The sequence below is a fragment of the Mucilaginibacter sp. genome (assembly GCF_965225845.1).
Lineage (GTDB): Bacteria > Bacteroidota > Bacteroidia > Sphingobacteriales > Sphingobacteriaceae > Mucilaginibacter.
On sequence record NZ_CBDDBL010000002.1, the window covers coordinates 1,110,978 to 1,137,058 of the forward strand.

21 protein-coding genes are annotated in these 26,081 nt (G+C 40.6%); 8 read left to right on the top strand and 13 right to left on the bottom strand.

Annotated elements, in window-relative coordinates; genetic code table 11:
- Positions 1–96 precede the first annotated feature (96 nt).
- The 7 genes from ACYZ0U_RS08855 to acpS form a co-directional block, all read right to left on the bottom strand.
- Positions 97–1,242, bottom strand: a complete 1,146-nt coding sequence (locus ACYZ0U_RS08855; RefSeq protein ID WP_461451722.1) for a beta-ketoacyl-[acyl-carrier-protein] synthase family protein — start codon at positions 1,240–1,242, stop codon at positions 97–99.
- A gap of 5 nt (positions 1,243–1,247) precedes the next feature.
- Entirely contained in the window at positions 1,248–1,727 is a 480-nt protein-coding gene (locus tag ACYZ0U_RS08860) for a 3-hydroxyacyl-ACP dehydratase (RefSeq protein WP_461451723.1), read from the bottom strand.
- Complete coding sequence (fabG, locus tag ACYZ0U_RS08865) at positions 1,672–2,403, bottom strand: 3-oxoacyl-ACP reductase FabG (RefSeq protein ID WP_461451724.1); 732 nt, start codon at positions 2,401–2,403, stop codon at positions 1,672–1,674. The genes ACYZ0U_RS08860 and fabG overlap by 56 nt, the downstream gene beginning before the upstream one ends.
- Entirely contained in the window at positions 2,400–3,950 is a 1,551-nt protein-coding gene (locus ACYZ0U_RS08870; RefSeq protein ID WP_461451725.1) for an HAL/PAL/TAL family ammonia-lyase, read from the bottom strand. The genes fabG and ACYZ0U_RS08870 overlap by 4 nt, the downstream gene beginning before the upstream one ends.
- Before the next feature lie 118 nt (positions 3,951–4,068).
- Entirely contained in the window at positions 4,069–4,587 is a 519-nt protein-coding gene (locus tag ACYZ0U_RS08875; protein ID WP_461451726.1) for a GNAT family N-acetyltransferase, read from the bottom strand.
- 3 nt (positions 4,588–4,590) lie between these two features.
- Complete coding sequence (locus tag ACYZ0U_RS08880) at positions 4,591–5,880, bottom strand: phenylacetate--CoA ligase family protein (protein ID WP_461451727.1); 1,290 nt, start codon at positions 5,878–5,880, stop codon at positions 4,591–4,593.
- The gene (gene acpS, locus ACYZ0U_RS08885) at positions 5,880–6,254 is read right to left on the bottom strand and encodes a holo-ACP synthase (RefSeq protein ID WP_461451728.1); all 375 of its coding nucleotides are present in this window, start codon (positions 6,252–6,254) and stop codon (positions 5,880–5,882) included. The genes ACYZ0U_RS08880 and acpS overlap by 1 nt, the downstream gene beginning before the upstream one ends.
- 109 nt (positions 6,255–6,363) lie before the next feature.
- Here acpS and ACYZ0U_RS08890 point away from each other — a divergent pair, with 109 nt between their 5' ends.
- The 4 genes from ACYZ0U_RS08890 (at position 6,364) to ACYZ0U_RS08905 (ending at position 9,800) form a co-directional block, all read left to right on the top strand.
- Positions 6,364–7,287 (top strand): alpha/beta hydrolase, encoded by a 924-nt coding sequence (locus tag ACYZ0U_RS08890; RefSeq protein ID WP_461451729.1) that lies wholly within the window; start codon positions 6,364–6,366, stop codon positions 7,285–7,287.
- A 61-nt stretch (positions 7,288–7,348) separates the two neighbouring features.
- Positions 7,349–7,591 carry a hypothetical protein gene (locus tag ACYZ0U_RS08895; RefSeq protein WP_461451730.1) on the top strand — a complete coding sequence of 81 codons (243 nt, stop codon included), beginning with the start codon at positions 7,349–7,351 and terminating at the stop codon, positions 7,589–7,591.
- Between the two features lie 147 nt (positions 7,592–7,738).
- The gene (locus tag ACYZ0U_RS08900; protein ID WP_461451731.1) at positions 7,739–9,280 is read left to right on the top strand and encodes a carboxylesterase/lipase family protein; all 1,542 of its coding nucleotides are present in this window, start codon (positions 7,739–7,741) and stop codon (positions 9,278–9,280) included.
- A gap of 46 nt (positions 9,281–9,326) precedes the next feature.
- Positions 9,327–9,800, top strand: a complete 474-nt coding sequence (locus ACYZ0U_RS08905; protein WP_461451732.1) for a hypothetical protein — start codon at positions 9,327–9,329, stop codon at positions 9,798–9,800.
- A gap of 64 nt (positions 9,801–9,864) precedes the next feature.
- Here the strand turns inward: ACYZ0U_RS08905 and ACYZ0U_RS08910 are convergent, their stop codons facing one another.
- The 4 genes from ACYZ0U_RS08910 to ACYZ0U_RS08925 form a co-directional block, all read right to left on the bottom strand.
- Positions 9,865–10,623, bottom strand: a complete 759-nt coding sequence (locus ACYZ0U_RS08910) for a glycoside hydrolase family 25 protein (protein ID WP_461451733.1) — start codon at positions 10,621–10,623, stop codon at positions 9,865–9,867.
- Positions 10,624–10,917: 294 nt separating this feature from the next.
- Entirely contained in the window at positions 10,918–11,679 is a 762-nt protein-coding gene (locus tag ACYZ0U_RS08915; protein ID WP_461451734.1) for an SDR family NAD(P)-dependent oxidoreductase, read from the bottom strand.
- Positions 11,680–11,711: 32 nt separating this feature from the next.
- Entirely contained in the window at positions 11,712–12,491 is a 780-nt protein-coding gene (locus ACYZ0U_RS08920; protein ID WP_461451735.1) for an SDR family oxidoreductase, read from the bottom strand.
- Positions 12,492–12,591: 100 nt separating this feature from the next.
- Positions 12,592–13,503 (bottom strand): helix-turn-helix domain-containing protein, encoded by a 912-nt coding sequence (locus ACYZ0U_RS08925; protein WP_461451736.1) that lies wholly within the window; start codon positions 13,501–13,503, stop codon positions 12,592–12,594.
- Between the two features lie 110 nt (positions 13,504–13,613).
- Here ACYZ0U_RS08925 and ACYZ0U_RS08930 point away from each other — a divergent pair, with 110 nt between their 5' ends.
- Together ACYZ0U_RS08930 and ACYZ0U_RS08935 are read left to right on the top strand one after the other, a co-directional pair.
- Positions 13,614–15,275 (top strand): alpha-amylase family protein, encoded by a 1,662-nt coding sequence (locus ACYZ0U_RS08930; protein WP_461451737.1) that lies wholly within the window; start codon positions 13,614–13,616, stop codon positions 15,273–15,275.
- Between the two features lie 131 nt (positions 15,276–15,406).
- A complete protein-coding gene (locus ACYZ0U_RS08935; protein ID WP_461451738.1) occupies positions 15,407–18,190 on the top strand; it encodes a glycoside hydrolase family 2 protein in 2,784 nt (927 codons plus the stop codon).
- 23 nt (positions 18,191–18,213) lie between these two features.
- Here the strand turns inward: ACYZ0U_RS08935 and ACYZ0U_RS08940 are convergent, their stop codons facing one another.
- Complete coding sequence (locus ACYZ0U_RS08940) at positions 18,214–19,236, bottom strand: SGNH/GDSL hydrolase family protein (RefSeq protein WP_461451739.1); 1,023 nt, start codon at positions 19,234–19,236, stop codon at positions 18,214–18,216.
- Between the two features lie 188 nt (positions 19,237–19,424).
- Between ACYZ0U_RS08940 and ACYZ0U_RS08945 the strand changes: the two genes are divergently transcribed.
- Positions 19,425–21,128, top strand: coding sequence for a DUF6377 domain-containing protein (locus tag ACYZ0U_RS08945; RefSeq protein ID WP_461451740.1), 1,704 nt, complete (start codon positions 19,425–19,427; stop codon positions 21,126–21,128).
- A 50-nt stretch (positions 21,129–21,178) separates the two neighbouring features.
- Here ACYZ0U_RS08945 and ACYZ0U_RS08950 read toward each other — a convergent pair whose 3' ends face one another.
- Complete coding sequence (locus ACYZ0U_RS08950) at positions 21,179–22,531, bottom strand: alpha-amylase family glycosyl hydrolase (protein ID WP_461451741.1); 1,353 nt, start codon at positions 22,529–22,531, stop codon at positions 21,179–21,181.
- A gap of 558 nt (positions 22,532–23,089) precedes the next feature.
- Here ACYZ0U_RS08950 and ACYZ0U_RS08955 point away from each other — a divergent pair.
- Positions 23,090–26,080 carry a SusC/RagA family TonB-linked outer membrane protein gene (locus tag ACYZ0U_RS08955; protein ID WP_461451742.1) on the top strand — a complete coding sequence of 997 codons (2,991 nt, stop codon included), beginning with the start codon at positions 23,090–23,092 and terminating at the stop codon, positions 26,078–26,080.
- The last annotated feature ends 1 nt before the right edge of the window (position 26,081 follow it).

Below are 26,081 nucleotides of genomic sequence, written 5' to 3' on the forward strand. Positions count from 1 at the left end.
AGCGTCCACGCTTATTAGCAAAAATATTCAATTATAGGAAGCGTGGACGCTTCCACCTGCTTATGATTAAGCGTAGACGCTTACTCAGGCGATGTTTTATTTCCCAAAAACCACTGCAGCATTACAACCGCCAAAACCCGATGCTGTTTTTAAAAAGTTAACTGCTTTTATACGCGTAGGCTCGGCGCAAACGGTTACTTTATCCTCGCTTGCCGGTTCCTTAAAACCAATGGTTGGTATTAATAAACCTTGCTTTACACATTGTATGGATATGATACTCTCAATTAATCCGGCTGCTCCTAAAGTATGCCCATAGTAACCTTTTAAACTATTTAACGGCGTTTTCTGCAATCCTGATATCGCTATGGCATTTGCTTCCATCTCATCGTTGTAAACGGTTGCTGTACCATGTGCTGAAATAAAATCGATCTGCGCTATTGAAAGCTCAGCATCCTGTAAAGCATTTTTTACCGCTCCCGCCAGTTCCTGCCCTGTACGCGATGGCCCGGAAATATGATTGGCGTCATTGCTTACCGAGCCGCCTTTCAGCTTTATATTTTGCGCGTGTTTTTCGTTGGTTGATAAGATGACCGTACCTGCGCCCTCACCTAAATTTAGGCCATCATGGGATTTGTCAAAAGGCCTACATCGTGCCGGACTAAGCGCCTGGAATGATTGAAAACCAGACAAAATGAATTTCGAGATTACGTCAGCGCCTGCAACAACCGCATGTTCATATTGGCCTGTACCTAATAACCTCTTTGCAGTGATCACTCCCAAAACACCCGAGATACAGGCATTTGAAACGACAATAGGCTTATTTTGAAAACCGAAATGCGCTGCCACCAAATCTGCAGAAGTTGACAAAGAGATCCTGTCCTTCAATTCCTCACTCATCGGCTGATTTTCCAGCAGGCTAATATTTCCTTTTGTTGAGGAGATAATGAGCACTGTTTTTTTATCACGAACATCAACTCCGCTGCCGTTCAGGGCGTCAGCTATGGATGCGATGAGTAATTGCTCAAATTTGGTATAATTATGCTCGCCTGCCTTTACAAATTGCTCATCCTTCTCAAACAATGAAGCAAAAAAGGGCAGGGGTGATATATTAGTATTATGATGCTGATTTACAGATGAGATACTTTCTTTTAATTTGGCGAAGTTTTCCGCAGTTGTTTTGCCTAAGGGTGATAGGATATTATCGGCTACTACAAAAACTTCCTTTTTATTCAATTCACTCATGCTTGTTAATTATTCTGGCTGAAAACCTTCATTTCACATCGAGCCAGTAATTGGTTGTTACACCAAACCTTACCCGAAATTACGGTAACATCAAAAACCTGGTTTTCAATTCTGATCTCAGTGATTAATTCGTCACCCACTTTCGGTAAGTCAAAAACCTCGAAATCTTTAACCGCACCTATATAACCAACAACAACGGGTTTGTTTTCAGCGTACGCCATATATCCTGCTCGAAGGGCTGCCGTTTGGGCGATATTTTCCATCAAACCCGCTTCCTGGAATTGGTTATTCTTTATAAAAACATTATCAGCCTCAATAATAAAACTGCTTTTAGTGGATGCTTCATCAACCGACAGCAGTTTACCAACCATTACAAAAGGGTGCTTTTGTGGTATAAGATCGGTGATATTTTCAACCGGGAAGATCATATCAGGAATATAAACCCCCATTAATGGATAGTACCTGCCCGGTAATATAAGCTGCATCCGGCGAAGCTAAAAATGCGGCTGCATGCGCGATTTCCTCAGGCAATCCGAAACGTTTTAACGGGATAAGGGCCCTTAATTCCTTTTCATCCAAACCGTCGGTCATATCAGTCCTGATAAAACCTGGGGCTAAAGCGTTTACGGTTATTCCCTGCCTGCCAACTTCCTGTGCCAATGCTTTGGTAGCGCCAATTACACCCGCTTTTGCTGCGGAGTAGTTGGTTTGACCCGCCAGGCCTTTTAATCCTGATAACGAAACTACGTTGATGATACGGCCGTATTTGCGTGTCAGCATACCGTTCAAAACCAGACGGGTTACATGGAAAAAGCTGTCGAGATTGGTTTTCATCACGCTGTCCCATTGTTCTTCCGCCATCCAGGCCATCAGGCTGTCCTCGCGGATACCGGCGTTGTTGATCAATATCTCGATGTGCTTTTCTTCTTCGTTTTCCTGCAGCCAGTCGCCAAGTTTTTGCTTGATCTGATCTTTATCAGCCACATCAAATTGCAGCAATTCGCCATTGCCGCCTGCTTCTTTTATGGTCGATAGCGTTTTTTTCGCTTCTTCGATGTTGCTTTTGTAGTTTATCAGCACATAGTACCCTTGTGCCGCTAATTTTATGCAAATAGCCCTGCCAATGCCTCGTGAGCCGCCGGTGATCAGTGCACACTTCATTTGGCAAAAGCGTTTATGTGGTCAGTGCTTTCTAAAAATTCCTTGATCTTTTTAGCCTCTTTATACTTAGGCGCGTCCTCAATGAATTTAGGGAAGAACGCTCTTACCGTATCATACAATGACTTAGATAATGAGGATAACCTGTCCTGGCATTCTAAATAATCTATCGCCTGCAAAATGGTCATCAGTTGGATGGCCAATACCTCGAATGAGTTATCAACCACGCGTTTAGTCATCAATGCCGCATTGCAACCCATGCTCACAATATCCTGGTTATCATTGTTATTTGGGATGCTATGCACATACATCGGGAAGGATAAGGTCTGGTTTTCTGCAACAGTAGAAGTTGCTGTAAACTGCATACCCTGCATGCCGAAATTAAAGCCTAATACACCCAGATTTACGAATGGTGGTAATTTTTGATTTAGCTTACTATTCAGCAGGTAATTCAATTGTCTTTCTGATAACATAGACAATTTAGCGATAGCGATCTTCAGTTTATCCATTTCCAGCGACACATAATCCCCGTGGAAATTGCCTCCGTGAAAAATATTATTGTTCAGGTGGTCGATAACAGGATTGTCATTAACCGAATTTAATTCATTTACTACCACTTCTTCAGCAGAAATGATCGTGTCGAATATCGGACCCAAAACCTGTGTTACACAGCGTAATGAGTAGTATTCCTGTACTTTATCTTCAAAAACTTCCTGATCCAGGTTATCAGGATTATACAAATGCTCCGAACGGTCACGGATCATTTTGCTATCCTTTAAAATATCACGCATTAATGAGGCGATCTTATTTTGGCCTTTATGTCGCTTAACCGCGTTCAGTTCCTGCGAGTAATGGTCATCAAAAGCCTCGACTATCTCGTTGATCATCGCCGAAAACATCAGCGACCAGTTCAATAACTTTCTTGCCTGGATGATATTCAGCATGCCGATACCGGTCATGGCAGAAGTACCGTTCAGCACCGCCAAACCCTCGCGGATATGGATGGAAAGCGGTTTGATATTAAAGCGGTTGAATATATCGATGGTTGGATGAACTTCGTTTTCAAAAATAACCTCGCCCTCGCCAATTAAAACCAGGCCTAAATGGGCAAGCTGTACCAGATCGCCGCTGGCGCCAACGCCACCATGTTCATAAATACATGGCGCTATGTTTTTGTTGATCAGTTCCTTTAACAGCTCAATAACATCCGAATGCACACCTGAATAGGCCTGCATAAAGCTATTTAAGCGGGCCACCATTAAAGCTTTGGATAGGTCGGCGGTCAACAACTTGCCGCTGCCGGATGAATGGCTCCGGATCAGGTTATACTGTAGTTGTAATATATTTTCCTCGTTCACCTTGTATTGTGCCATTGGCCCAAAACCGGTGTTGATGCCGTAAATTAATTTGTTGGACGAGAATTGCTTCAAAAATTCAAAGTTGGTTTTAACAAGGGCTACAGCATCTTGATTAAGGGCTACTTCCTGGTTTTTAAATAGTATTTCCGAAAAATCTTCTAATGTAAGGGTGCTTTGTCCAACAACTATCACGGGCAAAAAATATTATTTAATACGAAATTATTAGGGGGTAAATGTATAAAATATCTGCCGTTTAAATAGCAGACTTACGAAGTTTTGGAAACTTCGCAAGTATTACAAGGTCATTCGCTTATTGTTCAAGATTGAACCATCGGTGCAAAATGCCGTGGTGCATAAATGTTTCTGTAGGTATAAAACCAGATTTTACCAGCACATTTTTTGAGCCTGAATTACTGTCATGGGTAATAGCGTAAACAGGAGATAAATTAAGATGGCGGTGATTGTATTCCAGACATGCTTTAGCAGCCTCGGTAGCATAACCTCTGCCCCAGTATTTCGGGATCATGCGGTAACCAAGATCATAGTAATTGGTATGCCCATTAATTGGTTCGTTAATAAATTTAAAACCCGTCCAGCCCATAAAATTACCGGTGGCTTTTTCGATCATCGCCCAACGGCCAATTCCAAAATCTATATATTGCCGGCGGATGAATTCGTTCATCGCCGCACTTTCTTTTTTGGATTTTAAAGGCTGATTGCCAAGATATTTGTGGACTTCGGGGTCGGAATCCATTTCAAACATGCCGTCAATATCTTCAGGCATAACCTCGCGAATAAGCAGACGCTCTGTTTCGATCAGGATCTTCATCGCTTAACTCCGTTTATCCACGAATTTTATAGCCTTGCGGCTGGCTTCGCTAAACTGCATTTTTTGGATCGCCTCGGCAGTAACATACTTAATATGCGGACTAACCCTTAACCGCGCCTGTAAATAAGCCCGGATCCGGTGGTCAACCTCTTCGCTTATTTCTGTGGGTACAATGTAGATCAGCACCTGGTCCAACCCGATATAGTCTGATGAAACCTCGATCACAAAATCCAGGATTTCCTCGCGCTCATTCAATAGGTCAAACAGGGCAGGAGGATATAAAGTAGTACCCTTAAACTTGATCATTTGCTTTTTACGACCCATGATAGACGACAGGCGCAAACTCGTTCTGCCACAGGCGCATGGCTTATCAAAGTACATGCACATATCTCCGGTTTTATAGCGCAGCAGCGGCATTCCTTCAACGCCGAGTGTAGTAATGGTCACCTCGCCGGGAGTGCCGGGTGCTACCTGCTGGTTGTTTTCATCCAGTAATTCTACAATAACCAAATCCGGCTGATAGTGTCCGCCTTTGCCTTCGCCGCATTCCGTAAATGCGGTTTGCATTTCGGTAGAGGCATAGGTGGAGTATAATTTAATATCCCAGGCCTCGGTAATCTTTCTACCCAAAATATTTAAAGAGAAATCTGTATTGCGGATATTCTCGCCAATGCAGATCGCTTTTTTTACCGATGTTTCATGAATGTTGATGCCGGTATCCTTTGCATATTGGATCAGCTTCAAAATAAATGAAGGTACAGCCACAATAGCCGTAGGTTTTAAACGTTTGATGGTTTCCCATTGTAACGACGGTACGCCCGGGCCTAACCTGATAATGCCCGCACCCAATTTTCGGATGCCCAAATAGTAAGCGATCCCCGCCATAAACTGCCGGTCTAGGGTAAGCATCAATTGATAAGTATCATCCTTTGTTCCATCTGCGCAACTAAACGAGCTATATTCGTTATAAGCCAAACGTTGCAGGTCATTTTCGGTTAACGCGATAGTTACCGGGCTACCCAAAGTGCCTGATGTGGAGGTGTACTCAATAACCTCCCCCGCAGGCACACATAAAAAATCATTATTGCGCTGTTGCAGGTCATCCTTGGTTGTTGGTGGTATCTGAGCCAGGTCAGCAACTGCTCTGATCTCTGTAACGTCGATATTATGCTTTGCAAAAAGCTCCTTATAGAAAGGAGAATTTTTAGCCACGTAATTTAAAAGCTCCAGTAATTTTTGTTCCTGTAATGCGGTAGCCTTGTCCTGCTGATCTGTTTCCTGTGTAAATGCCATTATTTTTCAATAATTACCACTGCCGAAGCCATGGTTTTAATATGCGATAACGAGACTAATATATTACTAAATCCCATTGCTTTTATAATTTGACTGGTATCACCCAAAAAAGTCAACTCTGGTTTGCCATTAATGTCGTGTATTATCTCGATCTCGTTAAAAGCTGTACCTTCGAGCCAGCCCGTTCCTAATGCTTTAAAAAAGGCTTCTTTAGCTGCAAAACGAGCGGCATAACTTTCAAATTTGGTTTTTTTTGATTCACAATAAGTTATCTCATTTGCTGAAAATAGCAACTCCCTTAGTCCGCTTTCCTTACTGATCTTTTCCTTTATCCGCTCTACCTCAATCAAATCTGTTCCTAAACCTGCAATCATTTTTTTAGCGGATAAATATTTAGTCCAAATTTAGTAAAATTGCTGAAGCTGTTAGCTGTTCAAACATCTGTGGCGGCAAATTGTAACGTATATAATTAAAATATTTATAATGCTTAAAAAAATCCTTCTTTACCTTCCCATATTTTGTTTAGCTATAGCTGCACAGGCGCAAACCAAACATCGTTATAAAGATATTATTTACCAGGGTGTTGCTGTGGAAAAAGACCTAACCTACAATCCAAACGCCCTTAATGACGATAAAAAAGCTTATTTGTTTGACCTTTACCGCCCAACCGGTGATGACGAAAAACATCGCCCGTTAATCATCTGGATGCATGGAGGTGGATTTAAATTCGGGTCGAAATCAGCAAAAGGGGTATCGCTTTGGAGCAAAACATTCGCGCAGCGGGGTTATGTTTGTGCTAATATCAATTACCGTCTCAGCAAAAAAAATCCTCTATTCCATTTTAGTGAACTGATGAAGAGCAGCTATTATGCCGTTCAGGATGTTAAATTAGCTATCGAGTATTTTAAAAAGAATGCTGTTCGTTACGGTATCGATCCGAATAAGATCATCCTTGGCGGTAATTCTGCGGGCGGAATGATCGCTTTACAGGCAGCATATAGCAGTAATGAAGAGCTGGCAACTATGGCTGGTATCCCTGAAGATTCTGCTGCTGTGAATTTCCCGAAGGAAAGGGTGAAAGTTGCCGCGGTGATCAATTTTTGGGGTGCGATATATAACCTGGAATGGTTAAAAAATACAAAAGTGCCTATTGTAAGCTGTTTAGGCAGTAACGATGGTTTGGTATCGCCAACGCACAAAAGTGCGCCTTTATATGGCGGAGAAGATATCCACGATAAAGCAACTGCTTTAGGTATCCCGAACGAGTTGAAAGTTTTTGAAGGCTATTCGCATGAACTCCAAAAGCATTTCGATCCGTTTTTTGAAGGCGGTAAAGGCACCGAAGACCGTTGGCTGGAAGCAGGACAATTTACAGCTGACTTCCTGTATAAATACGTGATCAACTAAAAGTGCTAAAACAATACATACTTAGCGGTGTTAACAAATCTATCAACTAAACATTACAACCATGAAGTATTTAAAAATTGTTCTTGTTGTGCTATTCCTTACAGCAAGTATACAGGCATCAAGAGCTGCATCTGTTATGGCAATTAAGCCTTTAACTGCATTGCAGCAATTACCGCCCCCGCCGCCACGCCCTCCATTGCCATTTGCGCGCAGGCACCATTACTACAGGCATCACCACAGGCGCGGAGGTCTTCATATTCATATTCACTTGCCGCCACCGCCGCCACATCCACCATTGCCATAAACAATAAATTAAGTTTATATACAGCGGATCGCTCTATGAGTGATCCGCTTTTTTGTATCTGTTGTTATTAATTTTATTTCTTTCTGCTCAAAGTTTTGTTATCTGTCACAAACACATAAATTTGGACTTTAAGCCTAAAATTCTGCTATGAAAAAGATCGCTTTATTAGTAATGCTTGTTTTGACCAATATGGCATTCGCCCAAAACGACGGTCCGGTAGTCAAGATCACCAATGGTGCCTTACAGGGTGTTGTTGAAGCAAGTGGTATCCGTTCCTTTAAGGGAATACCATACGCGTTGCCGCCGGTTGGTGATTTGCGCTGGAAAGAACCTCAACCACCCGCAGATTGGAATGGTACTCGCCTGGCAGATAAATTTGGCCCGCAGGCGATGCAGTTGCCAATTTATAGCGATATGCAGTTCAGAAGTTCAGGCGTTAGCGAGGATTGCCTGTACCTGAATGTATGGACTCCCGCTAAAACCGGCAAGGAAAAACTACCGGTGCTGGTTTATTTTTATGGCGGAGGATTTATGGCAGGTGATGGCAGCGAGTATCGTTATGATGGGGAGAGCCTTGCTAAAAAAGGGATTGTTACGGTTACTATAAACTACAGGTTAGACATATTTGGTTTTTTCGCTCATCCAGACCTCACTAAAGAGTCTGCTCATCAATCATCTGGAAATTATGGTTTGATGGATCAGCACGCGGCGCTGTTATGGGTTCAAAAAAATATCGCTGCTTTTGGCGGTGACCCTAATCATGTTACCATTGCCGGTGAATCGGCTGGATCTATGTCGGTTTCTGCGCAGGTCGCGTCACCATTATCTAAGGACCTTTTTGTTGGCGCTATCGCGGAAAGTGGTTCTGTATTGGGGACCTTTTTGCCGGTGCCTTTAAATAAAGCCGAAGATATCGGCGTAAAATTTTCACAAAAAATAGGTGCGACATCATTAGAATATATGCGCAACCTTCCCGCTGACTCTTTACTGAAATTGTCTGCCGGTGCACATTTTCCGACAACCGTTGACGGCTACTTTTTACCGGAATCACCCAAGATCATTTTTACCGAAGGTTTAGAAATGCATGTTCCCTTACTGATCGGCTGGAACTCTGCCGAAGTGGATTACCATGGTGTTATCGGTAATGATTCTGCAACGGTGAGCAACTATAAAGCAGCCTTGCAACGCCTTTACGGCCAGCATGCTGAAGATGCATTCAAAAATTATCCTGCTGCTACTGATGCCGATGTAAAAGTTGCTGCTACCAACTTAGCTGCCGATCGGTTTATTGTTTATAACAGCTGGAAATTTGCCCAAATGCAGGCCCAAACGGGCGGCAGGCCGGTTTACCAATACCTATTTGCGCACATGCGCCCGCCAATGGTTAGCGGTAACATGGATGGTAATACCATAGGCGCTGCCCATGCTTCTGAAATTGAATTCGCTTTAGGTAACCTGGCAACCAACAAGGTTTACGCCTGGACAGATGATGATTACAAAGTATCAGCCATTATGGAAAACTACTTTGCTAATTTTATTAAAAACGGCAACCCCAATGGCAGCGGCTTAGCGCACTGGCCCGTAATGCAATTATCTGCCCCTAAAGTAATGGTAATTAATGTAGACAGCCATGCCGAGCCGGTAAAAGACCAGGACAGGTATATTTGGATGGATGGAGTTAATAAATAGGCTATGATTTGTCGGTGGCTATATCAATAGATGCTAATTATTTGATATGATTAAAGAAAGCAATAAAGAAATTATTGATATAATAAGGGAAGTGTATGAGAATCGTTTAGCTAGTGCACTAATTGTAGAAAGCTATTCTTTATCTGTTCATAATCATTGGTTAAATGTAGAAGAAGCGGATAAAGCTTATTCATTACTGGACTTTGATGATTATTTAAGGTTCACAAATAATGAAATTTTGATTGTTAAATTTTTTATAAAATTTAACAAAACCTATTCTATTAGTTACTTCAATGATGATTTAAACACATTAAATGATTTTGAAAATGAAGGTGAGCTAATTGATATTATAATCAAAGATTTACGAGAAATTGATCGATTTGTATTTTATGTAGAGTCAATGGATTTACTTTTTATAAGTATTTTTGATCAGGAAGTTGGAATATATTTCATCTCTCATAATGATCGGGAATTTTTTATAAAAATTGTTCAGGACAATGGACTTTACTTACTTGACTAAGTCACGCTGTCGCGAGTTTATAACTCGTGACAATGCATGGTAAAAGCTTTCAGCTTAACTATACCTACCGCACCAACATCTGCGAAAACGCCAAACTATCACCTTTAAAAGCGTTAAAATCAACAACATGGTTAATGCCGTTAACACGTGCTTTATCGGAGTGCTGCCAGAAGCGCCATTTAAAGCTTTGGTCAACATACAGATCGGAGTGGTCATAATGGGCTATCCAAAGCGGGTAATCATCAAAAAAACCGGCTAAATAAGTGGCGTAAAAACTAAGGTGCGTATAAATAATGGGCTTTGTTTTGGTGCGCGTTTCTACATAAGTTAAAAACGATTGTAGTTGTAAACGCATTTCCTCGGGCGATGCACCGTCTAACGTTTCTACATCGGCAACAGCGGGCAGGTCGCCTTTGTCCATACTAACGGTTTGCATAAAAAAGCGGGCTTGCCATAAGCCATTTTTATTTGCTCTTAGAAAATGATAAGCGCCACAAGCGATGCCGTTTTTAGGCGCTTCGCGCCAGTTACGCCTGAAATAGGGATCAACCTTTAATAAGCCTTCGGTAGCCTTAATAAATGCGAAGCTGATGTGTATGCTGTCATCGTGCATGGCTTTTACCTTTTGCCAGTCTATGCGGCCCTGCGCATAGGATACATCGATTCCGTGTATAGGATACTGAGATGGGATATGAATGTTAAAACTTTTATAGGTACGGTAATGTGGGTTCTCGCCGCGATCTTTAAACCATTGTATCCCTGAAGTAAATACCTTTAACACATAGCCATAATAAAATGGCGAGAGCAGGATAAGCACCAGCATGATGATAAAAAATCGCCAAAACGAAATTTTACTACCGCCTTTTTTTCTTGCAGCGGGCTTTTTGGTTGGAGATCTCTTAGGGGCGGCCACTGCGTAAAGATAATAAAATGCCACTATTTGCACTTATTTTTGATCCATGGAATTAGGAATAAGTACTTTTGGCGAGGTATGCGACCGAGATACACGGCGCAAAAGTAGATGCAATTGTATGTAAGTAATTCAGTGTGAAAGTATCCTAAAAGCAAAAGGTAAGCCATAAAACCTACCTTTTGTTTTTAAAGCCCTCCTAGGGGGTTACAAATTCATCCCACCGGAAACCTCGATGCGTTGTGCATTTACCCATTTGGCATCTTCGGTACATAAAAATGCTACTACGCCGCCAATATCATCAGGCAAGCCAACACGGCCAAGTGCTGTAGCACTTGCAATGTGATCATTCACCTGTTTATTGTCACGAACCATGCCGCCACCAAAGTCTGTTTCAATAGCGCCGGGCGCTACCACATTTACGGCTATGCCGCGCGCGCCTAATTCTTTGGCCATATAACGGCTTAAGGTTTCAATACCGCCCTTCATTGATGCGTAAGCGGCATAGCCGGGATTTGAAAAACGAGCCAATCCAGATGAAAGATTAATTATCCTGCCACCGTCATTTATCAACGGCAATGCTGTTTGGGTTAAAAAGAACACGCCTTTAAAGTGGATGTTCATTAATTCGTCAAACTGCTCTTCGGTAGTTTCAGCAAAGGGGGCATAGATGCCGATGCCTGCGTTATTGACCAGGAAATCGAATTTATCAGCATTAAAAGTATCCTTCAAAATATCTTTTATCTGCGCAAAAAATGCATCGAATGTTTTGGTTTCGCCGGCACTTAGTTGTAAAGCAGCGGCTTTTTGTCCGGTCTTTTCTATCTCGGCAACTACTGCTTGTGCCTCATCTTTTTTGCTGTTGTAGGTTAAAATTACGTTTATCCCTTTTTTTGCAAGGCTTAAAGCCATGTCTTTTCCCAGTCCGCGGCTGCCGCCGGTTACGATTGCTATTTTAGTTGTGCCCATGTTATGATTTGTGTATTTAGATAATTTAAAATTTAAGAATTTGTTTCGGCAAAAGCTTTATCAGCTATCTTGCTCATCTGGTTAAAAATAACGCCCGGAGCAATCCTGCTCATCATCTTTATTACTTTAGATAGGCCAGGATAGATCTCGTAATCATCATTTTGTATTCCTTTTAATGCCACAGCAATTAATTTAACCGGATCCATCAATTGTACACCTTCCTGAACACCAGCAAACTTGTCGTTAAGTGGTGTATTAGCTCCGGGGGCAACCAGTTCGAATACTTTTATGCCGGTCTTTTTGATCTGAACCCGCAATGATTTGGTATATGACCTTAACCCGGATTTAGTTGCACCATAAATTGGCGATAATGGAAACGGAACTAAAGCAAGGCCCGATGTGACATTAATTATGGCGGCTTTAGGTTGCGCTTTTAAATGTGGCAAAAACTGCTGGATCATCCGTATTGGCCCCGATAGGTTGATGTCGATCTCGCGGACTATATCATTCAGGTCGATAGAGGTATCCTGCAAATTCAGTTTACGCATTTCACCGGCATTGTTGATGAGGATATTTAGCCTGGGAAATTCGGCTATGATGCTCTCGTACAATGCTTTGATAGCAAGCGGATCGCTGACATCGCTTTGAAAGGTATGAACAAGCGGTAATTTCTTTTTTGTTTGATCGAGTTTAGCCTGGTTACGTCCGGTGATGATCACGGTATTGCCCATGTCTATCAGCCTCGAGGCGAATTCGTAGCCTAAGCCGCTTGTGCCGCCTGTAATAAGTATAGTGTTGTCTCTAAGTTCCATTTTGTATCGTTTTAATTAACGATACAAAGATGGGGGCAGATGTAGACGGCTGGTTTGCAAACATCAATCCAATTTTTGCAAAAATCAAATCTGTAGTTTTTTAAGATCTGAATGCCACCGGTGCCAGTGAGGTTTGTTTTCTGAAGAAATTTGAAAAATGTGCCACCTCTTCAAAGCCAAGGCTGTATGCGATCTCTGATATGTTCCAGTTAGTTTGCTTCAACAGGATCTTGGCTTCCTGTATAATGCGGCTTGTAATAATATCAGTTGTGGTTTTGCCCGTATTTTCCTTCAACACTTTATTTAAGTGGTTTACGTGTACCGATAGGCGATCGGCGTAATCCTTTGCTGTGCGCAGGCTTAGTTTTTGGTGAGGCGATTCTATCGGAAACTGCCGCTCCAGAAGTTCAATAAATAAAGACGATACCCTTGCCGATGCGGTATGCAATGGATAAAGCGCGGTTTGTGGCTGCAGTTTTTGTCCGTAATGAATCAGTTCCAGTACATAATTACGGATCAGGTCATATTTATGGGCATAATCTGATGAAAGCTCCTTATACATTTTGCTGAAAATGAAATTGATATCGTGCACAGCCTCGTCAGTAAGCTGGAATACCGGGTAGCCTGTAGGGTTAAAGATCGGCAGGTCATCCAATACCACACCACTTTTGGCGGGTATCAAAAATTCATCTGTAAAAATGCAGAAGTAACCATGCTGGTCATAATCCTGCGGTACCCAGTTGTATGGTATTTTAGGAGTTGCAAATAATAACGCGTTCTTTTCTATATCGATCACTTTATCAGCGTATTCTGCCCGGTTTCGGCCGCTGATCAGGCTTATTTTATAATACTCGCGGCGATTATAGGGCATCGGCGCGGCAGGGTTCTTACGGAACCTTGATGCAATTTCGTCCACATTAAATACATTAAAGTGGCCAATCTCCTTATTTATCCCTTCGGGGATAAGATTTGAAGTTTCCTGGTAAAATTGTTCAAGTGTGGTAGGTTCCATATGCTGTTGTAAAATTCAAATATAGATATTTTTAACTTGATGATATGTTTTGCCTTTGATGCTATAATTATTTTGTACCTTGTAATCAACATCAGCTATCAAAACCAATTATGAACAGACGATATTTTATCCGGGTGGGAGGCACAGGTTTAGGCGCCTTATTTTTCACTACTTATGCAGATGCCTTTACCCCGGCGCATCAATTGTTGCATTTGCCGGATAGTGTTTTTGTGAAGTTGGATGACGGGTTACACAAACTAAAAGCAAACGGCAACAACACCTGGACCTACAACGATATCACCGTTAAACTTAAGTATCAGGGGAATGCGCTGCGTACCGATGTCCATTCGCCAAAAGATGCGCTTCATTCGGTTCAACTGGAGTGGAATATAAAAACTTCTTCATCGAGCCTGATCTTAGGCGATGCTTTTGAACGTACCTATGGCGATGTGCATTTTGAGCATCCTTCGGCTGAAAGGATCTATCCATGGTATTATGTAGCTCATAATAGCAGCGGCAATACCTATTGCCAGGGCGTAAAAACAGGTTGTAATACCTTGTGTTATTGGCAGATTAAGGAAGGCGGAGTGCGGCTTGTGATGGATACCACAACGGGCGGCGTGGGTGTTAATTTAGGCGAACGTGTTTTGCATGCTGCTGATATTATCTCCACAAAAAATAATCCCGGTGAAAATACATTTGCTACCGCTCATCGTTTTTGTGGATTGATGTGTGCTAATCCACGTTTACCAAAACAGCCTATATATGGTATTAACGACTGGTATTTTGCTTATGGTAATAGTTCTTATGATCTCATCATTCAACATACAACCATGCTTGCTGATTTGGCGACTAATACCAATAACCGTCCATTTTCTGTGATTGATGATGGCTGGTCAGCTTATACAAATAAGGAAAAGGGTTACCGCAACGATTATTCACAGCCTAACGATAAGTTTAAGGATATGCATAAGCTGGCGGATAACATAAAGCATTTAGGCATGCGCCCTGGTTTATGGACGAGGCCGCTGAGCACCAAACAGGATACTTATAAAAAACTGCTTGCGCCCACTATCCCCGGCAGGGATGATGACAATCTGCCAACACTCGATCCGACCATTGATGAGAATTTAGATTATATCAAAAGCAATATCAGCCTGTACAAGCAATGGGGCTTTGAGATGGTAAAACACGATTACAGTACCTATGATATTTTCGCGCGCTGGGGGGTGAATATGAAGAATGAGTTTACTGTATCCGGGTGGCATTTTAATGATACTACAAAAACCAATGCCGAAATAATTTTGAACCTGTACCATGCTATTCGAGAGGCTTCTGATGATATGTACCTGATTGGTTGTAATACGGTAAGCCATTTATCGGCAGGAATATTTGAAATGAACAGGATAGGGGATGATACCAGCGGCACAGAATGGGACAGGACGCGTAAAATGGGTGTAAATACATTGGGCTTCAGGTTAGTACAGCATAATAAATTTTATGCTGCTGATGGCGATTGTGTTGGCGTTACTACAAAAGTGCCCTGGGAAAAAAATAAACAATGGATGCAATTACTGGCCGAAAGCAGCGCGCCGCTGATCATATCGGTACAGCCTGATGCTTTGGGCACTCAGCAAAAGCAGTTTATTAAACAATGCTTTACTTCGGCGTCAAATGTGCAACCCATCGGCGAACCTTTAGATTGGTTAACCAATCAATGGCCTAAGAAGTGGAAACTGGATGGCAAGGTAAAAGAGTTTAACTGGGATTGATGAAATATTTGCAATTTGTAGTACTATATTGATTGCTTAGCTAAAAAAGGACGATTACCTGTTTTTATAAAAGGTATAAAACATATATTTAGGCGCTAATAGCTTCTACTATAGCAAAAATATCTTCACCAATGAATAAGAATTTCTTCTTTTTACTGCTTTGCGTATTTTCATTTTTAAGCATTTCTGTAACTTATGCCCAGAAAGGCAATGTCAGCCAAGTTAAACTAACGGATTTTGATCTTCAGTCAAGCTATCTCATTTCTGAATCAGGCAGTACGTTATCTTTAGTAAATTATAAGCCAAGTGTATATTGGTTCCCTGTAAAGGTGCCCTCAACCGTACTCACCGGTTTGGTTGCTAATAAAATATATCCGTCGCCGTACTTAGGCTTAAATAATATGCTAATTCCGGACGCATCCGACAAATTCAATAAAGAATATAACCTGGAACAGTATAGCTTTATACCTAATCAACCGAATCCATGGAAAAAACCTTATTGGTACCGCACAACTTTTAAAGTTGCGGCGGCAGATAAAGGCAAAGTTTTCCAGCTAATATTTAAAGGGATAAATTACCGCGCAGCCGTATGGGTTAATGGTAAGCAAATTACAGATTCTACCCAAATGGCAGGCATGTTTGCTGAGTATAGTTTAGATATAAGTAAGCAAATAATCGCCGGTGGCGAGAACGCGCTTGCTGTAAAAATATATCCTTTGGACGAACCCGGATTCCCGGATAAAGAACAACTGGAAGCTATGGGGCCATTCTACTTAAACGGCGGGCCTACCGGCGATATCGGCAAAAACGTTACTATGCTTTGTTCCGTTGGCTGGGACTGGATTCCTCCCGTACGCGACCGTAATATGGGCATTTGGCAACCGGTTTACTTGCGTACAAGCGGTGCTGTAACTATAGGTCACCCTCAACTAAAAACAGACCTTCCTAATTTACCGGATACCAACACTGCTAAATTAACATTGAATTTAACGCTGACCAACCATACCGGCAGTACAAAAAATGGTATGCTAAGTGTAATCATTAAGCCTGAAAATTTTGGCGGTAATGCTGTTCAGTTTAGCAAAGCTGTAAGTGTAAGCGATAACACTTTTAAGCAGGTAGGTTATAATGCTGATGAAATAAGCCAGTTGCTGATCCATCAGCCTAAACTGTGGTGGCCAAATGGTTATGGCAGGGCAAATTTATACCGCATCAATATAAAATACAGTGATAATAACGGCGTGAGTGATGATACCACCTTTGTATTCGGTATCCGAACCGTTGCCTCAACAGCGACTAATGTTAATGGTTACGTACGGCGTGATTTTTATGTTAACGGCAAACGTGTGCATTTAGTGGGTGGTGCATGGGTGCCGGATATGATGGTGAACCGTGACTCGGCAAGATATGATTATGAGATGCACCTGTGTCGCAATGCAAACGTAAATTTGGTGCGTATTTGGGGTGGTGGTGTTACGCCACCGGATACTTTTTGGGATGCTGCTGATCGTTACGGTTTGATGGTATGGTCGGACTTTTGGATTACCGGCGATACACAAGGCGAGTTTAAAGGCTCGCCTGATTGGCCATTGGAAGGAAATGTATTTGTAAAGAACGTGGTCAGTACTATTTACAGGGTACGTAACCATCCAAGTTTATTAGTTTGGACCGGTGGCAACGAGGGGCATGCCCGTAAGGAATTGTATTACGCTATGCGCAATAATGTGATTGCAATGGATGGTACACGTCCGTTTATTCCATGCTCATCAGGCTTCGCCAAATTGCCCGCAGGGTGGGACGGCGCTTATCCTGACAATAAATCATCTGGTGTTTATAGCGGTGGGCCATATGCCTGGAAAGACCCCAAAGAATATTATAAATTAGCAGATGCGGGTAAAGATTGGGTGTTTAAAGATGAAACCGGCATACCATCGCAACCGCCCTATAATACTTTAGCAAAAGTAGTTACTAATTTAACCTGGGACACAAAATTGCCTTTCCCGCTTAACAATACCTGGGGATACCACGATGCTTGTACCGGCGCAGCGCAGTACGACCAGTATTATAAAGATATGGTTAACCGCTACGGGCAGCCAAATACAATGGTTGGTTTTTCCGACAAAATGCAGCTGATGAACTTTACCGGTTACCAGGGAATTTTTGAAGCGGATGGGCATAAATTAAATGAAACAGGCGGTGTAATGCTTTGGAAGCTGAATTCGGCTTTACCAAGCGTTGTTTGGCAAATATATGATTGGTATTTAGAACCTAATGCGGGTTATTATGCTATGCAAACCGCTTGCGAGCCTGTACATATGCAGTTTAACCAGGATGACTCGACTATAATGGTTATTAACCGTACGTTTAAAGGAACAGGTAATTTAATTGCCCAGGCCGAAGTCTACTCAATTAATAGTAAGTTATTGTACCATCGTACCGCGAACGTTAATATAGCTTCAACAGGTACATCTTCAGCAATGGCATTAAAAGCTATTTTGGGCGACATTAAAGAATTTTGTTTTGTAGTGCTGAGACTAACTAATAGTGCAGGTAATGTAGTATCAACCAACACCTATTGGATGTCACCGGGTAACGATTATAAAGCCTTGAATAACATGAATAATGCAAGGCTTGTCACAAAAGTGATCAAAGCTGAAAAAGGGTCGAAAGAGAATAAATATAACATTCAGGTAATCAATACCAGCAAACAGCTTGCATTTTTTGTGCGTCCCCAGTTAGTGGTTGCCGGGGAAGAAGTAATGCCGTCTTATTGGTCTGCAAGTTATTTTACACTTGCTCCCGGTGAGCGTAAAATAGTAACAGTTAGCGCTCCTGCTGTAAAGTTAGGGGATATAAAGCCAAAAATATTAATGAGCGGTTGGAATGTAAAAGGAGAAGAAATTCCGGTAATGTGATCATACAACGTGTTATCCATTCATTACCAGTTCTCTAATTGTTTTAAATAAACTGAAAGCTGTTGCGCTACTAATTGCTGTTGCGCCATATCAGGGTGGCTGCCACAACCGTTGTTGTATCCACCCGGAAAAAAGAAATGAGATACCCTTTCATCACCATTCTCGTTCATGTATTTTTGGATACCTCCGATATAGCTTTTAAGCATTCGCGTTAAATCCTGGTTTCCCATAGGGCTATTCAGGCAAACAATATCTGCCTTTGGGTAATGCGATCTTATTTGTTTAATGAAATTTACATAAGCACTGCAGAAAGTTACAGAATCCTGGTTACCATCGTTTTGCCCGAGGCAAATGGTAACCACATCTGGTATATATTTTTTAAAGTTCCATTGAATAGTATCTGCCCTAAGATCCACTTTATCAAATACTGTTGGCATCGTGATTTTCAAATCACAACAACTGTGTATCAATCCGATTCCCGATACGGCGGTTAGTTGCCATTCCGCGTCCAATAACCGTGCTGTGCAGGGTCCGTAGCTCAAATAAGCATTGTGCTGGTCGTACCAGTTACCCTTGTCGCAAGCTGATACCGAAAGATCAATTCCGGTACCACAAGTTATCGAATCACCAATAAATTCTATCTTTTTTTTAGGCGAATGCATAGCCAGGAGCTCATCGCAGGTTATGCCGACAAATTCAATATACCCAATCCCCGATTCTGTATCCTTACAAATAGTAACAGTATGTGTGCCCGGAGCAAGGTTGTTCGCAACTTTCAATATACTCGTTTTACCTGTGGTTGCTATCCGGAATGGTTTATCATTATCAATGGCAATTTCTATATAATTGTGGGTTACGCCATAAAGCAATTCATCATTTACGGTTATAGCCAATGAAGTGCCTTTAAATTTAGCCTGCAGATATACACCCGGATTCCAAAAACGTGGTGATGATGGATTACTAAAGTCAACTCTTCCTACATATTTTATATTAGGATTATCAGCCTTAAAAAATGTCGGTTCCTTTGGTTTTATCGGCTTTGCCATAACACATAGCGTAAAACAAAAGGCAAGGCAAAAGCAAAACAAATTCTTCATCAGGTATGATTAAAATGTGACCGTAGTTGATAATTTGAATGCAAATTACCGTAAATAATTATAAGTTTACCGCTGAAAATTAAAAATGGATTAACTAAATTTAATCGATTATAAATCACTGGTTTTTCAAATATAATATGATGAAGTTGATACGGCTGATGTTTTTTATACAAGTGCTTTTGCTGCTTGCAATAAAAACAAATGCGCAATCAACAACCGACAGCTTACTGAACAAACTTAACACGATATTAGCAAACAGGGATGTTTATGAAAAAAATAAGGAGGATCTTATTCAGAGAATAAAATTACGCCTAAAATATGCTACTACTACTAATGAGCGGTATATTGTATATGATCAGTTGTTTCAGCAGTATAAATCCTTTATTCACGATTCGGCTTATGTTTATTGTAAAAAACTGAATACCACCGCTTACCTGCTTAAAGATGAAGACAAGATAAATTATTCACGGGTAAATATGGGCTTCATTCTGGTATCGGCAGGTATGTTTAAAGAAGGGCTTGATACTTTAAGCAAGGTGAATGTTAAATACCTGGATGCCAAGCAGAGATATGATTACCTATTTTTGCAAGTGCGCAGCAATTTTGATTTAGCCGACTTTGACCGTATAAGCGATTACTATAATAGGTATAGCGTTAAAGGCCTGCAATATTGCGATTCGATATTAAAAGAAAATAAACCGGATTCATACGAATACCTTTCGGCGTACGGTTTAAAATTATTGCGCACCGAGGATTATAAGGGAGCGATAGCCCCATATGAAAAACTGATCCATTTTAAACAAAGCTATCAGGATAGCGCTATCAATTATAGTTGTTTAAGCTTTCTGTATTTTGAATTAAAACAGCCGGAAAAGGGATTGCCCTTGTTAATAGAATCGGCTATTGTTGACAATACACACTCTACCAAGGAATCTGTTGCTTTAACTAACCTGGCAACCCATATTTTTCAGGAAGGGGATATCAGAACAGCTTTCAATTATATAAATGATGCCATTAAAGATGCTAATTTTTACGGCGCCCGCCATCGCGAAGCACAAATTAGCAATATTATGCCCATTATTGAGAGCGAGCAAATACAGGGAATAGAAAAGCAGAAGCGATCATTGATGATTTACGCGTCGATAATTACAGGGCTGGTTTTCCTGGTTGTAATATTTGCTGTGATTGTGTTAAAACAGCTCAAAAAGCTTCGTATTGCTGATGAGGTCATCGTTAACAAAAACAATGATCTAAATGAAGCTAATGCCTCACTTACAAAAGTTAACAAGCGATTGGATAGCGCAAACCGCACGCTTTCGCAGTTTAATTTAAAATTGGATGAGGCCAATATGATAAAGGATGAATATATCGGTTACTTCTTCAATACACACTCCGATTATATTGAGAAGCTTGACCGTTTGAAGCGATCGATAGAAAAGAATATGCGCGAAAAGCGCTATGAAGAAGTATTGATGGTACTTAACCGATTGAATACCGGATTTGAACGCGAAAACCTATCGCATAGTTTTGATAAAGTATTTTTAAATATCTTCCCGCGGTTTGTAGAAGACTTTAATGCCTTGTTTGATGCTGATCATCAAGTACATTTAACAGATGGACAGTTACTGAACAGCGAGTTGCGCATTTTTGCCTTGATCCGACTTGGAATACATGATAACGAAACGATCGGTAAGATCCTGAATTATTCAGTCAATACCATTTACACTTATAAAACCAAGGTGAAAAACAAATCCCTCATTCCAAACGAGGAGTTTGAAGACAAAATCATGTTGATAAAAGCTGTTAAAGAAAATGCAGATCAGCTTAACCAGGTAGATTAAAAAAGCCCAAAATCCTCGGAGCTTTCTGTTAGTGGCAAACTATGCTGTATTTAATTTTTTAGTACGATGTATTGATATGGATCAAGCGTAATGGATTTATCTAATACCATTTTATTTCCTGTAAATGCATCTTTCCATTTTTCGTTAGCAAGACTTACAGGTAAAGAATAAGCTATCTGCTTGTTTCGCAAATTTGATAATACAAGCACTCTTTTACCAGCAATAATTTTTGTAAAAACACAAGCGTCTTCACTGCTGTACGACGTCAATTCGCCGCGGCGTATAGCCTCGCTGCTGTTTCTAAAAGCGATTATCTTTTTATATTCCGCAGTGACATCAGGATTTAGCAACCAATCTATTTTTGAATGCGAAAAGGGAAACATAAGCGCATAGGGTAGGCCAACTTCCTGCCCATCATATATCATAGGTACACTTTTCATATAAGCAACCACTACAAAAGCAGCCATAGTACCCTTTTTACCACCAAATAGTTTTAAAGGTGAGCCATCAGAACTGTTTACATCATGATTAGTGATATACCTTATCATCTGCTGTCCGTTCTTAGCATGAGTATAATCTTTCAGGTTTACAGTATCAATTGATTTTACCGATTTTCCGTTCTGGTAGATTCTTTTCAGGGTTTCATAAAATTTAAAACCAAAATTATAATCAAATCCGGCATCAAAATTCTCTCCGCGCGATCCTTCTGCCATAAATAATAATTTATGGTTTGGAATATTTCTCAAGCTATCGATTGCTTGTTTCCAAAAATCAGCAGGTGGCCCATCAGCATAATCGCAGCGAAACCCGTCAACATTAGCAGTCAGCACCCAGTATTTCATGTCTTTGATCATGGTTAGGCGCATATCACTATTTTTGAAATTCAATTGGGCAACATCGTGCCATGTTTGCGGGTATTTTATATTACCGGTTGAGTCTTGCTCATACCAGCTTTTTTTAACTATCCAGGGGTTATCCCAGGAGGTATGGTTGCCAACCCAATCAATAATAATAGCCATATTTCGTTTGTGCACACCATCAACTAACGCACGCAAATCATCCAGCGTACCAAACTCAGTATTAATTCCCCTGTAATCTTTAACTGAATAAGGCGAATTTTCGGCTTTTAGAACGCCTACAGGATAAATCGGTAAAAGATAAACAACATTAATTCCTAATGCTTTTATAGAATCCAACCGGGCAATAACGCCTTTAAAATTACCCTCCTTGCTAAAAGATCGCATATTAACCTGGTATAGGACAACATCCCTGCTGTCGGGTACATATTTATAAGGTTTCCCATACTGGTGAGGATCCTTATAATCGGTGGTTTGGGCAGTTGATTTTTGGCTGATTGCCCAAATTATAATTGTAGCAGCTAATAAACAGAGTTTTTTTTTCATCGTATACCTCACGGTTTCATTGGTTTATAATTTCGCTTGAACATGCATTGTGCAATAATAACGGAAGTATTCGGCTTTATTAATTGGTTGTTTTATTGTAAAGAAATACAAATGAACTACTCACAATATCAATAATCAATATTTAAAAAGATATATATAGATTTTTTATCGATCAGTTTTTTATAACAGGTTGATTAATAAAATTTTGAACATTAATAATACAGGTGTAAATATTAATTTTTATTTATGTTAATAATACATTTAATGCTTCAGAAATTAATTTTCTCGCTCGTTTTATATCTTGAACGCCCAGCATGTAATTCTTTTAGGTAATAACATGCTTACAGTAATCCATATCGCTATTAATAATAATCTATATATCAAGTCTGAAATATTTAATATAAGTAATTGATTTATAATTATTTATATATAAATCATTTCTATTTTTTTTAATATCGGTCTTCATATCTGTTGTTTTTCGTTACAAACCGCATTTACTTTGATCATTCCTAACGCCAAAGCTGTGTTAGGCTTAACCAATTTTTAAACCCATATTCAATGAAACAAGTTTACTTATTTAAGTATGGCCTTACCGTACTATTATTAATTTGTGCAATAAGTGTATTTGCGCAAAACAAACCCTTCACAGGCAAAGTAGTTGATGAAACAAACCAGCCTTTACCCGGCGCGACGGTTCGTGTTAAAGGAACCGAGCAATCTACAACTACAGATGCAAAAGGTGTATTTAGTTTTCCTAAAAATGGTCAATCAGCAATTGATGTAACAATCAGCTTTGTTGGTTATGACTTAATGGAAAAAGTTATTACAGCCAATGATGCAACGTTAACTATTGAACTGGTACCTAATCAAAAATCTTTGAATGAGGTAGTTGTGATAGGTTACGGAACATCAAAGAAAAAAGATCTTACAGGTTCAATTTCAAGTGTATCTGCCAAAGATCTTAACCCGGGTGCTGTAAGCCAGCCGTTACAACAATTGGTAGGCAAAGCTGCCGGTGTTGATATCAGCGAAATTGGCAGCGAGCCCGGTGTGCCATTATCTATCCGCATCAGGGGTATTACATCAATTAGCCCTGAAGGTACACCTAATGACCCCTTGGTTGTTGTTGATGGCATCCAGGGTGGTTTAGACCTGTTAAACCAGGTACCACCGACAGAAATTGCTACAATTGACATCTTAAAAGATGCATCAGCAACTGCCATTTATGGTTCACGCGGTGCTTCAGGGGTGGTTTTAGTTACTACTAAACATGGTACTGACGGGAAAACCACTGTTGAATATACCGAGAACACTTCAGTTGATCAGTTAACGAGGCAATTGCATGAGCTGAACGCTCAGCAATGGTCAACAGATGCAGCTGCTTTAGGTGTTGACGCCTCGGCTAATCATGGTTCAAATACGGATTGGTATAACCTGCTTACCCGTACCGGCGTTACGCAAAATCACTCGCTTGCCTTTGGCGGAGGCGCAAACGGATTTAATTATCGTGCATCGTTATCAGCAATCGATCAAACCGGCGTAGTCATAAATTCAAACTATCAAAAATATATTGGTAATGTGGTTTTGTCGCAAAAAGCAATTAACGACAAACTTACCCTAACCATGAATATTAACACCGGTATAAATGATGCGAACTACAGCCCTTCACAAGATGTAGGAAACGCAGCTTTTATGTCTAATACGATTACCCAGGCGTATATTGCGAGGCCAACAGACCCTGTCTTCAACACAGATGGCAGTTATTATATTGATCCAAATGTGTTCCATTATGAAAACCCCTATGCAATTGCCAAAACAGTTATTAATAAGGTTGATCAGAACCAGTTTTTGACCAGCTTTAGGGCAAACCTGGATATCTATAAAGGATTATCTGCAGGATGGTTTGGTAGCTGGAGAAAATTTGATCAGAATGATGGTCAGTATCTTCCTCCACAATCAACTATTACAGACGCGATCACTTATAATGGTATAGGAACCATTTACAATGAACATCATGACGAGAAATTGATGGACATAAATTTGACCTACAAAACAGACTGGGGCAAAAACCATTTTGACGCGTCGGCATATTACGAATATCAGGCAATTTATCAGAATGGTAACAATGAAATAGGCAGAGGGTTTATTAACAACCTTACCACATATAATGCCTTACAATTAGGTACTTTAAGTGACGTGCAATCCGGCGATATTTCATCTTTCGCTACGCAAAGGAGGCTTATATCTTACTTTGGCAGGGCTAATTATTCTTATGACAATAAATACTATTTGACAGGCACATTCAGAGCCGACGGTTCAACAGTATTTGGTGCCGATCATAAGTTTGGCTATTTTCCTTCAGGTGCAGCATCATGGCGTGTTGACCAGGAAGATTTCATGAAAGATCAACAGACCGTTAGCTCACTTAAATTGCGTTTAGGTTATGGTGTTACCGGTAACCAGGCAGGGCTATTGCCTAATGGTTCAATTGCTGAATTTGGCCTGAACGGAAGTTCTCCAATAGTGTATTTTGGCGGACAGGCAATACCAAACTACACCTATACCCAAAACGCAAACCCGGATTTAAGGTGGGAAACACGTGAAGAAACAGATCTTGGTTTAGATTTTGGCTTATTTCACGACAGGTTAACCGGTACGTTTGATGCATATACATCAAAAACCAAAAACCTGCTGTATGATTATAGCGTACCATTAATACCTCCTTTTGAAACCACTACGGTGTATGGTAATGCAGGAACATTACAAAATCGTGGCCTTGAATTATCACTAAGTTACCAGGTTATTAAAACTGATAAAATGACCTTAACGCTTGCAGGTAATGGTTCATTATTACAAAATAAGGTATTATCACTTAGCGGAGATATTGAAGGATTTGATGCCAATACCAACTATCAGGCTTATGGTGGCGGTGGTAACGCATTCCTTATTGTAGGCAAACCAATTGGTACCTTCCTGATCTACAAACATGCCGGTGTTAATGCACAAGGTGTGGAAACTGTTGTGAATGAGCCTGCCAATGGCATTCCAAATGGCGCGGTACAGAATAATAATGAAAGATTTGATGAAGGCCAGGTAGAACCTACTTATAATTATGCTTTCACCCCAAGCTTTACCTATGGTAACTTTGATGCATCAATGGTTTGGCGCGGACAAGGCGGTAACAAGATTTTTGATGGCTTACGTGAAGATTTGAGCATGTTACAAAACATTGGTAAACAAAACGTTTTACAAAGCGCTATACCGCTGGGTATCCATTCATCTCCGGTAAATTCTGACGAATGGCTGGAAAGCGGTGCGTTTTTAAGATTCCAAAATCTTTCTTTTGGTTATAAAATAAATGTGCCAAGCATCAAATTTATCAGCTCGTTACGCGTGTCCTTAACCGGTCAAAACCTGGCATTATTTACTAAATATCAAGGCGGTGATCCTGAAGTTAACGTAAGCGGAAATAATAGCTCTGGTGCGGATTACGGTATTTACCCTCGCACCCGTACTATTTCTGCAGGCTTGAACGTGATATTAAAATAAT

Coding starts and splice junctions, on each gene's coding strand:
- ACYZ0U_RS08855 (WP_461451722.1), bottom strand. CDS start 1,242: ATGAGTGAATTGAATAAAAAGGAAGTTTTTGTAGTAGCCGATAATATC.
- ACYZ0U_RS08860 (WP_461451723.1), bottom strand. CDS start 1,727: ATGCAGCTTATATTACCGGGCAGGTACTATCCATTAATGGGGGTTTAT.
- fabG (WP_461451724.1), bottom strand. CDS start 2,403: ATGAAGTGTGCACTGATCACCGGCGGCTCACGAGGCATTGGCAGGGCT.
- ACYZ0U_RS08875 (WP_461451726.1), bottom strand. CDS start 4,587: ATGAAGATCCTGATCGAAACAGAGCGTCTGCTTATTCGCGAGGTTATG.
- ACYZ0U_RS08880 (WP_461451727.1), bottom strand. CDS start 5,880: ATGGCATTTACACAGGAAACAGATCAGCAGGACAAGGCTACCGCATTA.
- acpS (WP_461451728.1), bottom strand. CDS start 6,254: ATGATTGCAGGTTTAGGAACAGATTTGATTGAGGTAGAGCGGATAAAG.
- ACYZ0U_RS08890 (WP_461451729.1), top strand. CDS start 6,364: ATGCTTAAAAAAATCCTTCTTTACCTTCCCATATTTTGTTTAGCTATA.
- ACYZ0U_RS08895 (WP_461451730.1), top strand. CDS start 7,349: ATGAAGTATTTAAAAATTGTTCTTGTTGTGCTATTCCTTACAGCAAGT.
- ACYZ0U_RS08900 (WP_461451731.1), top strand. CDS start 7,739: ATGAAAAAGATCGCTTTATTAGTAATGCTTGTTTTGACCAATATGGCA.
- ACYZ0U_RS08905 (WP_461451732.1), top strand. CDS start 9,327: ATGATTAAAGAAAGCAATAAAGAAATTATTGATATAATAAGGGAAGTG.
- ACYZ0U_RS08910 (WP_461451733.1), bottom strand. CDS start 10,623: ATGCTGGTGCTTATCCTGCTCTCGCCATTTTATTATGGCTATGTGTTA.
- ACYZ0U_RS08915 (WP_461451734.1), bottom strand. CDS start 11,679: ATGGGCACAACTAAAATAGCAATCGTAACCGGCGGCAGCCGCGGACTG.
- ACYZ0U_RS08920 (WP_461451735.1), bottom strand. CDS start 12,491: ATGGAACTTAGAGACAACACTATACTTATTACAGGCGGCACAAGCGGC.
- ACYZ0U_RS08925 (WP_461451736.1), bottom strand. CDS start 13,503: ATGGAACCTACCACACTTGAACAATTTTACCAGGAAACTTCAAATCTT.
- ACYZ0U_RS08930 (WP_461451737.1), top strand. CDS start 13,614: ATGAACAGACGATATTTTATCCGGGTGGGAGGCACAGGTTTAGGCGCC.
- ACYZ0U_RS08935 (WP_461451738.1), top strand. CDS start 15,407: ATGAATAAGAATTTCTTCTTTTTACTGCTTTGCGTATTTTCATTTTTA.
- ACYZ0U_RS08940 (WP_461451739.1), bottom strand. CDS start 19,236: ATGGCAAAGCCGATAAAACCAAAGGAACCGACATTTTTTAAGGCTGAT.
- ACYZ0U_RS08945 (WP_461451740.1), top strand. CDS start 19,425: ATGATGAAGTTGATACGGCTGATGTTTTTTATACAAGTGCTTTTGCTG.
- ACYZ0U_RS08950 (WP_461451741.1), bottom strand. CDS start 22,531: ATGAAAAAAAAACTCTGTTTATTAGCTGCTACAATTATAATTTGGGCA.
- ACYZ0U_RS08955 (WP_461451742.1), top strand. CDS start 23,090: ATGAAACAAGTTTACTTATTTAAGTATGGCCTTACCGTACTATTATTA.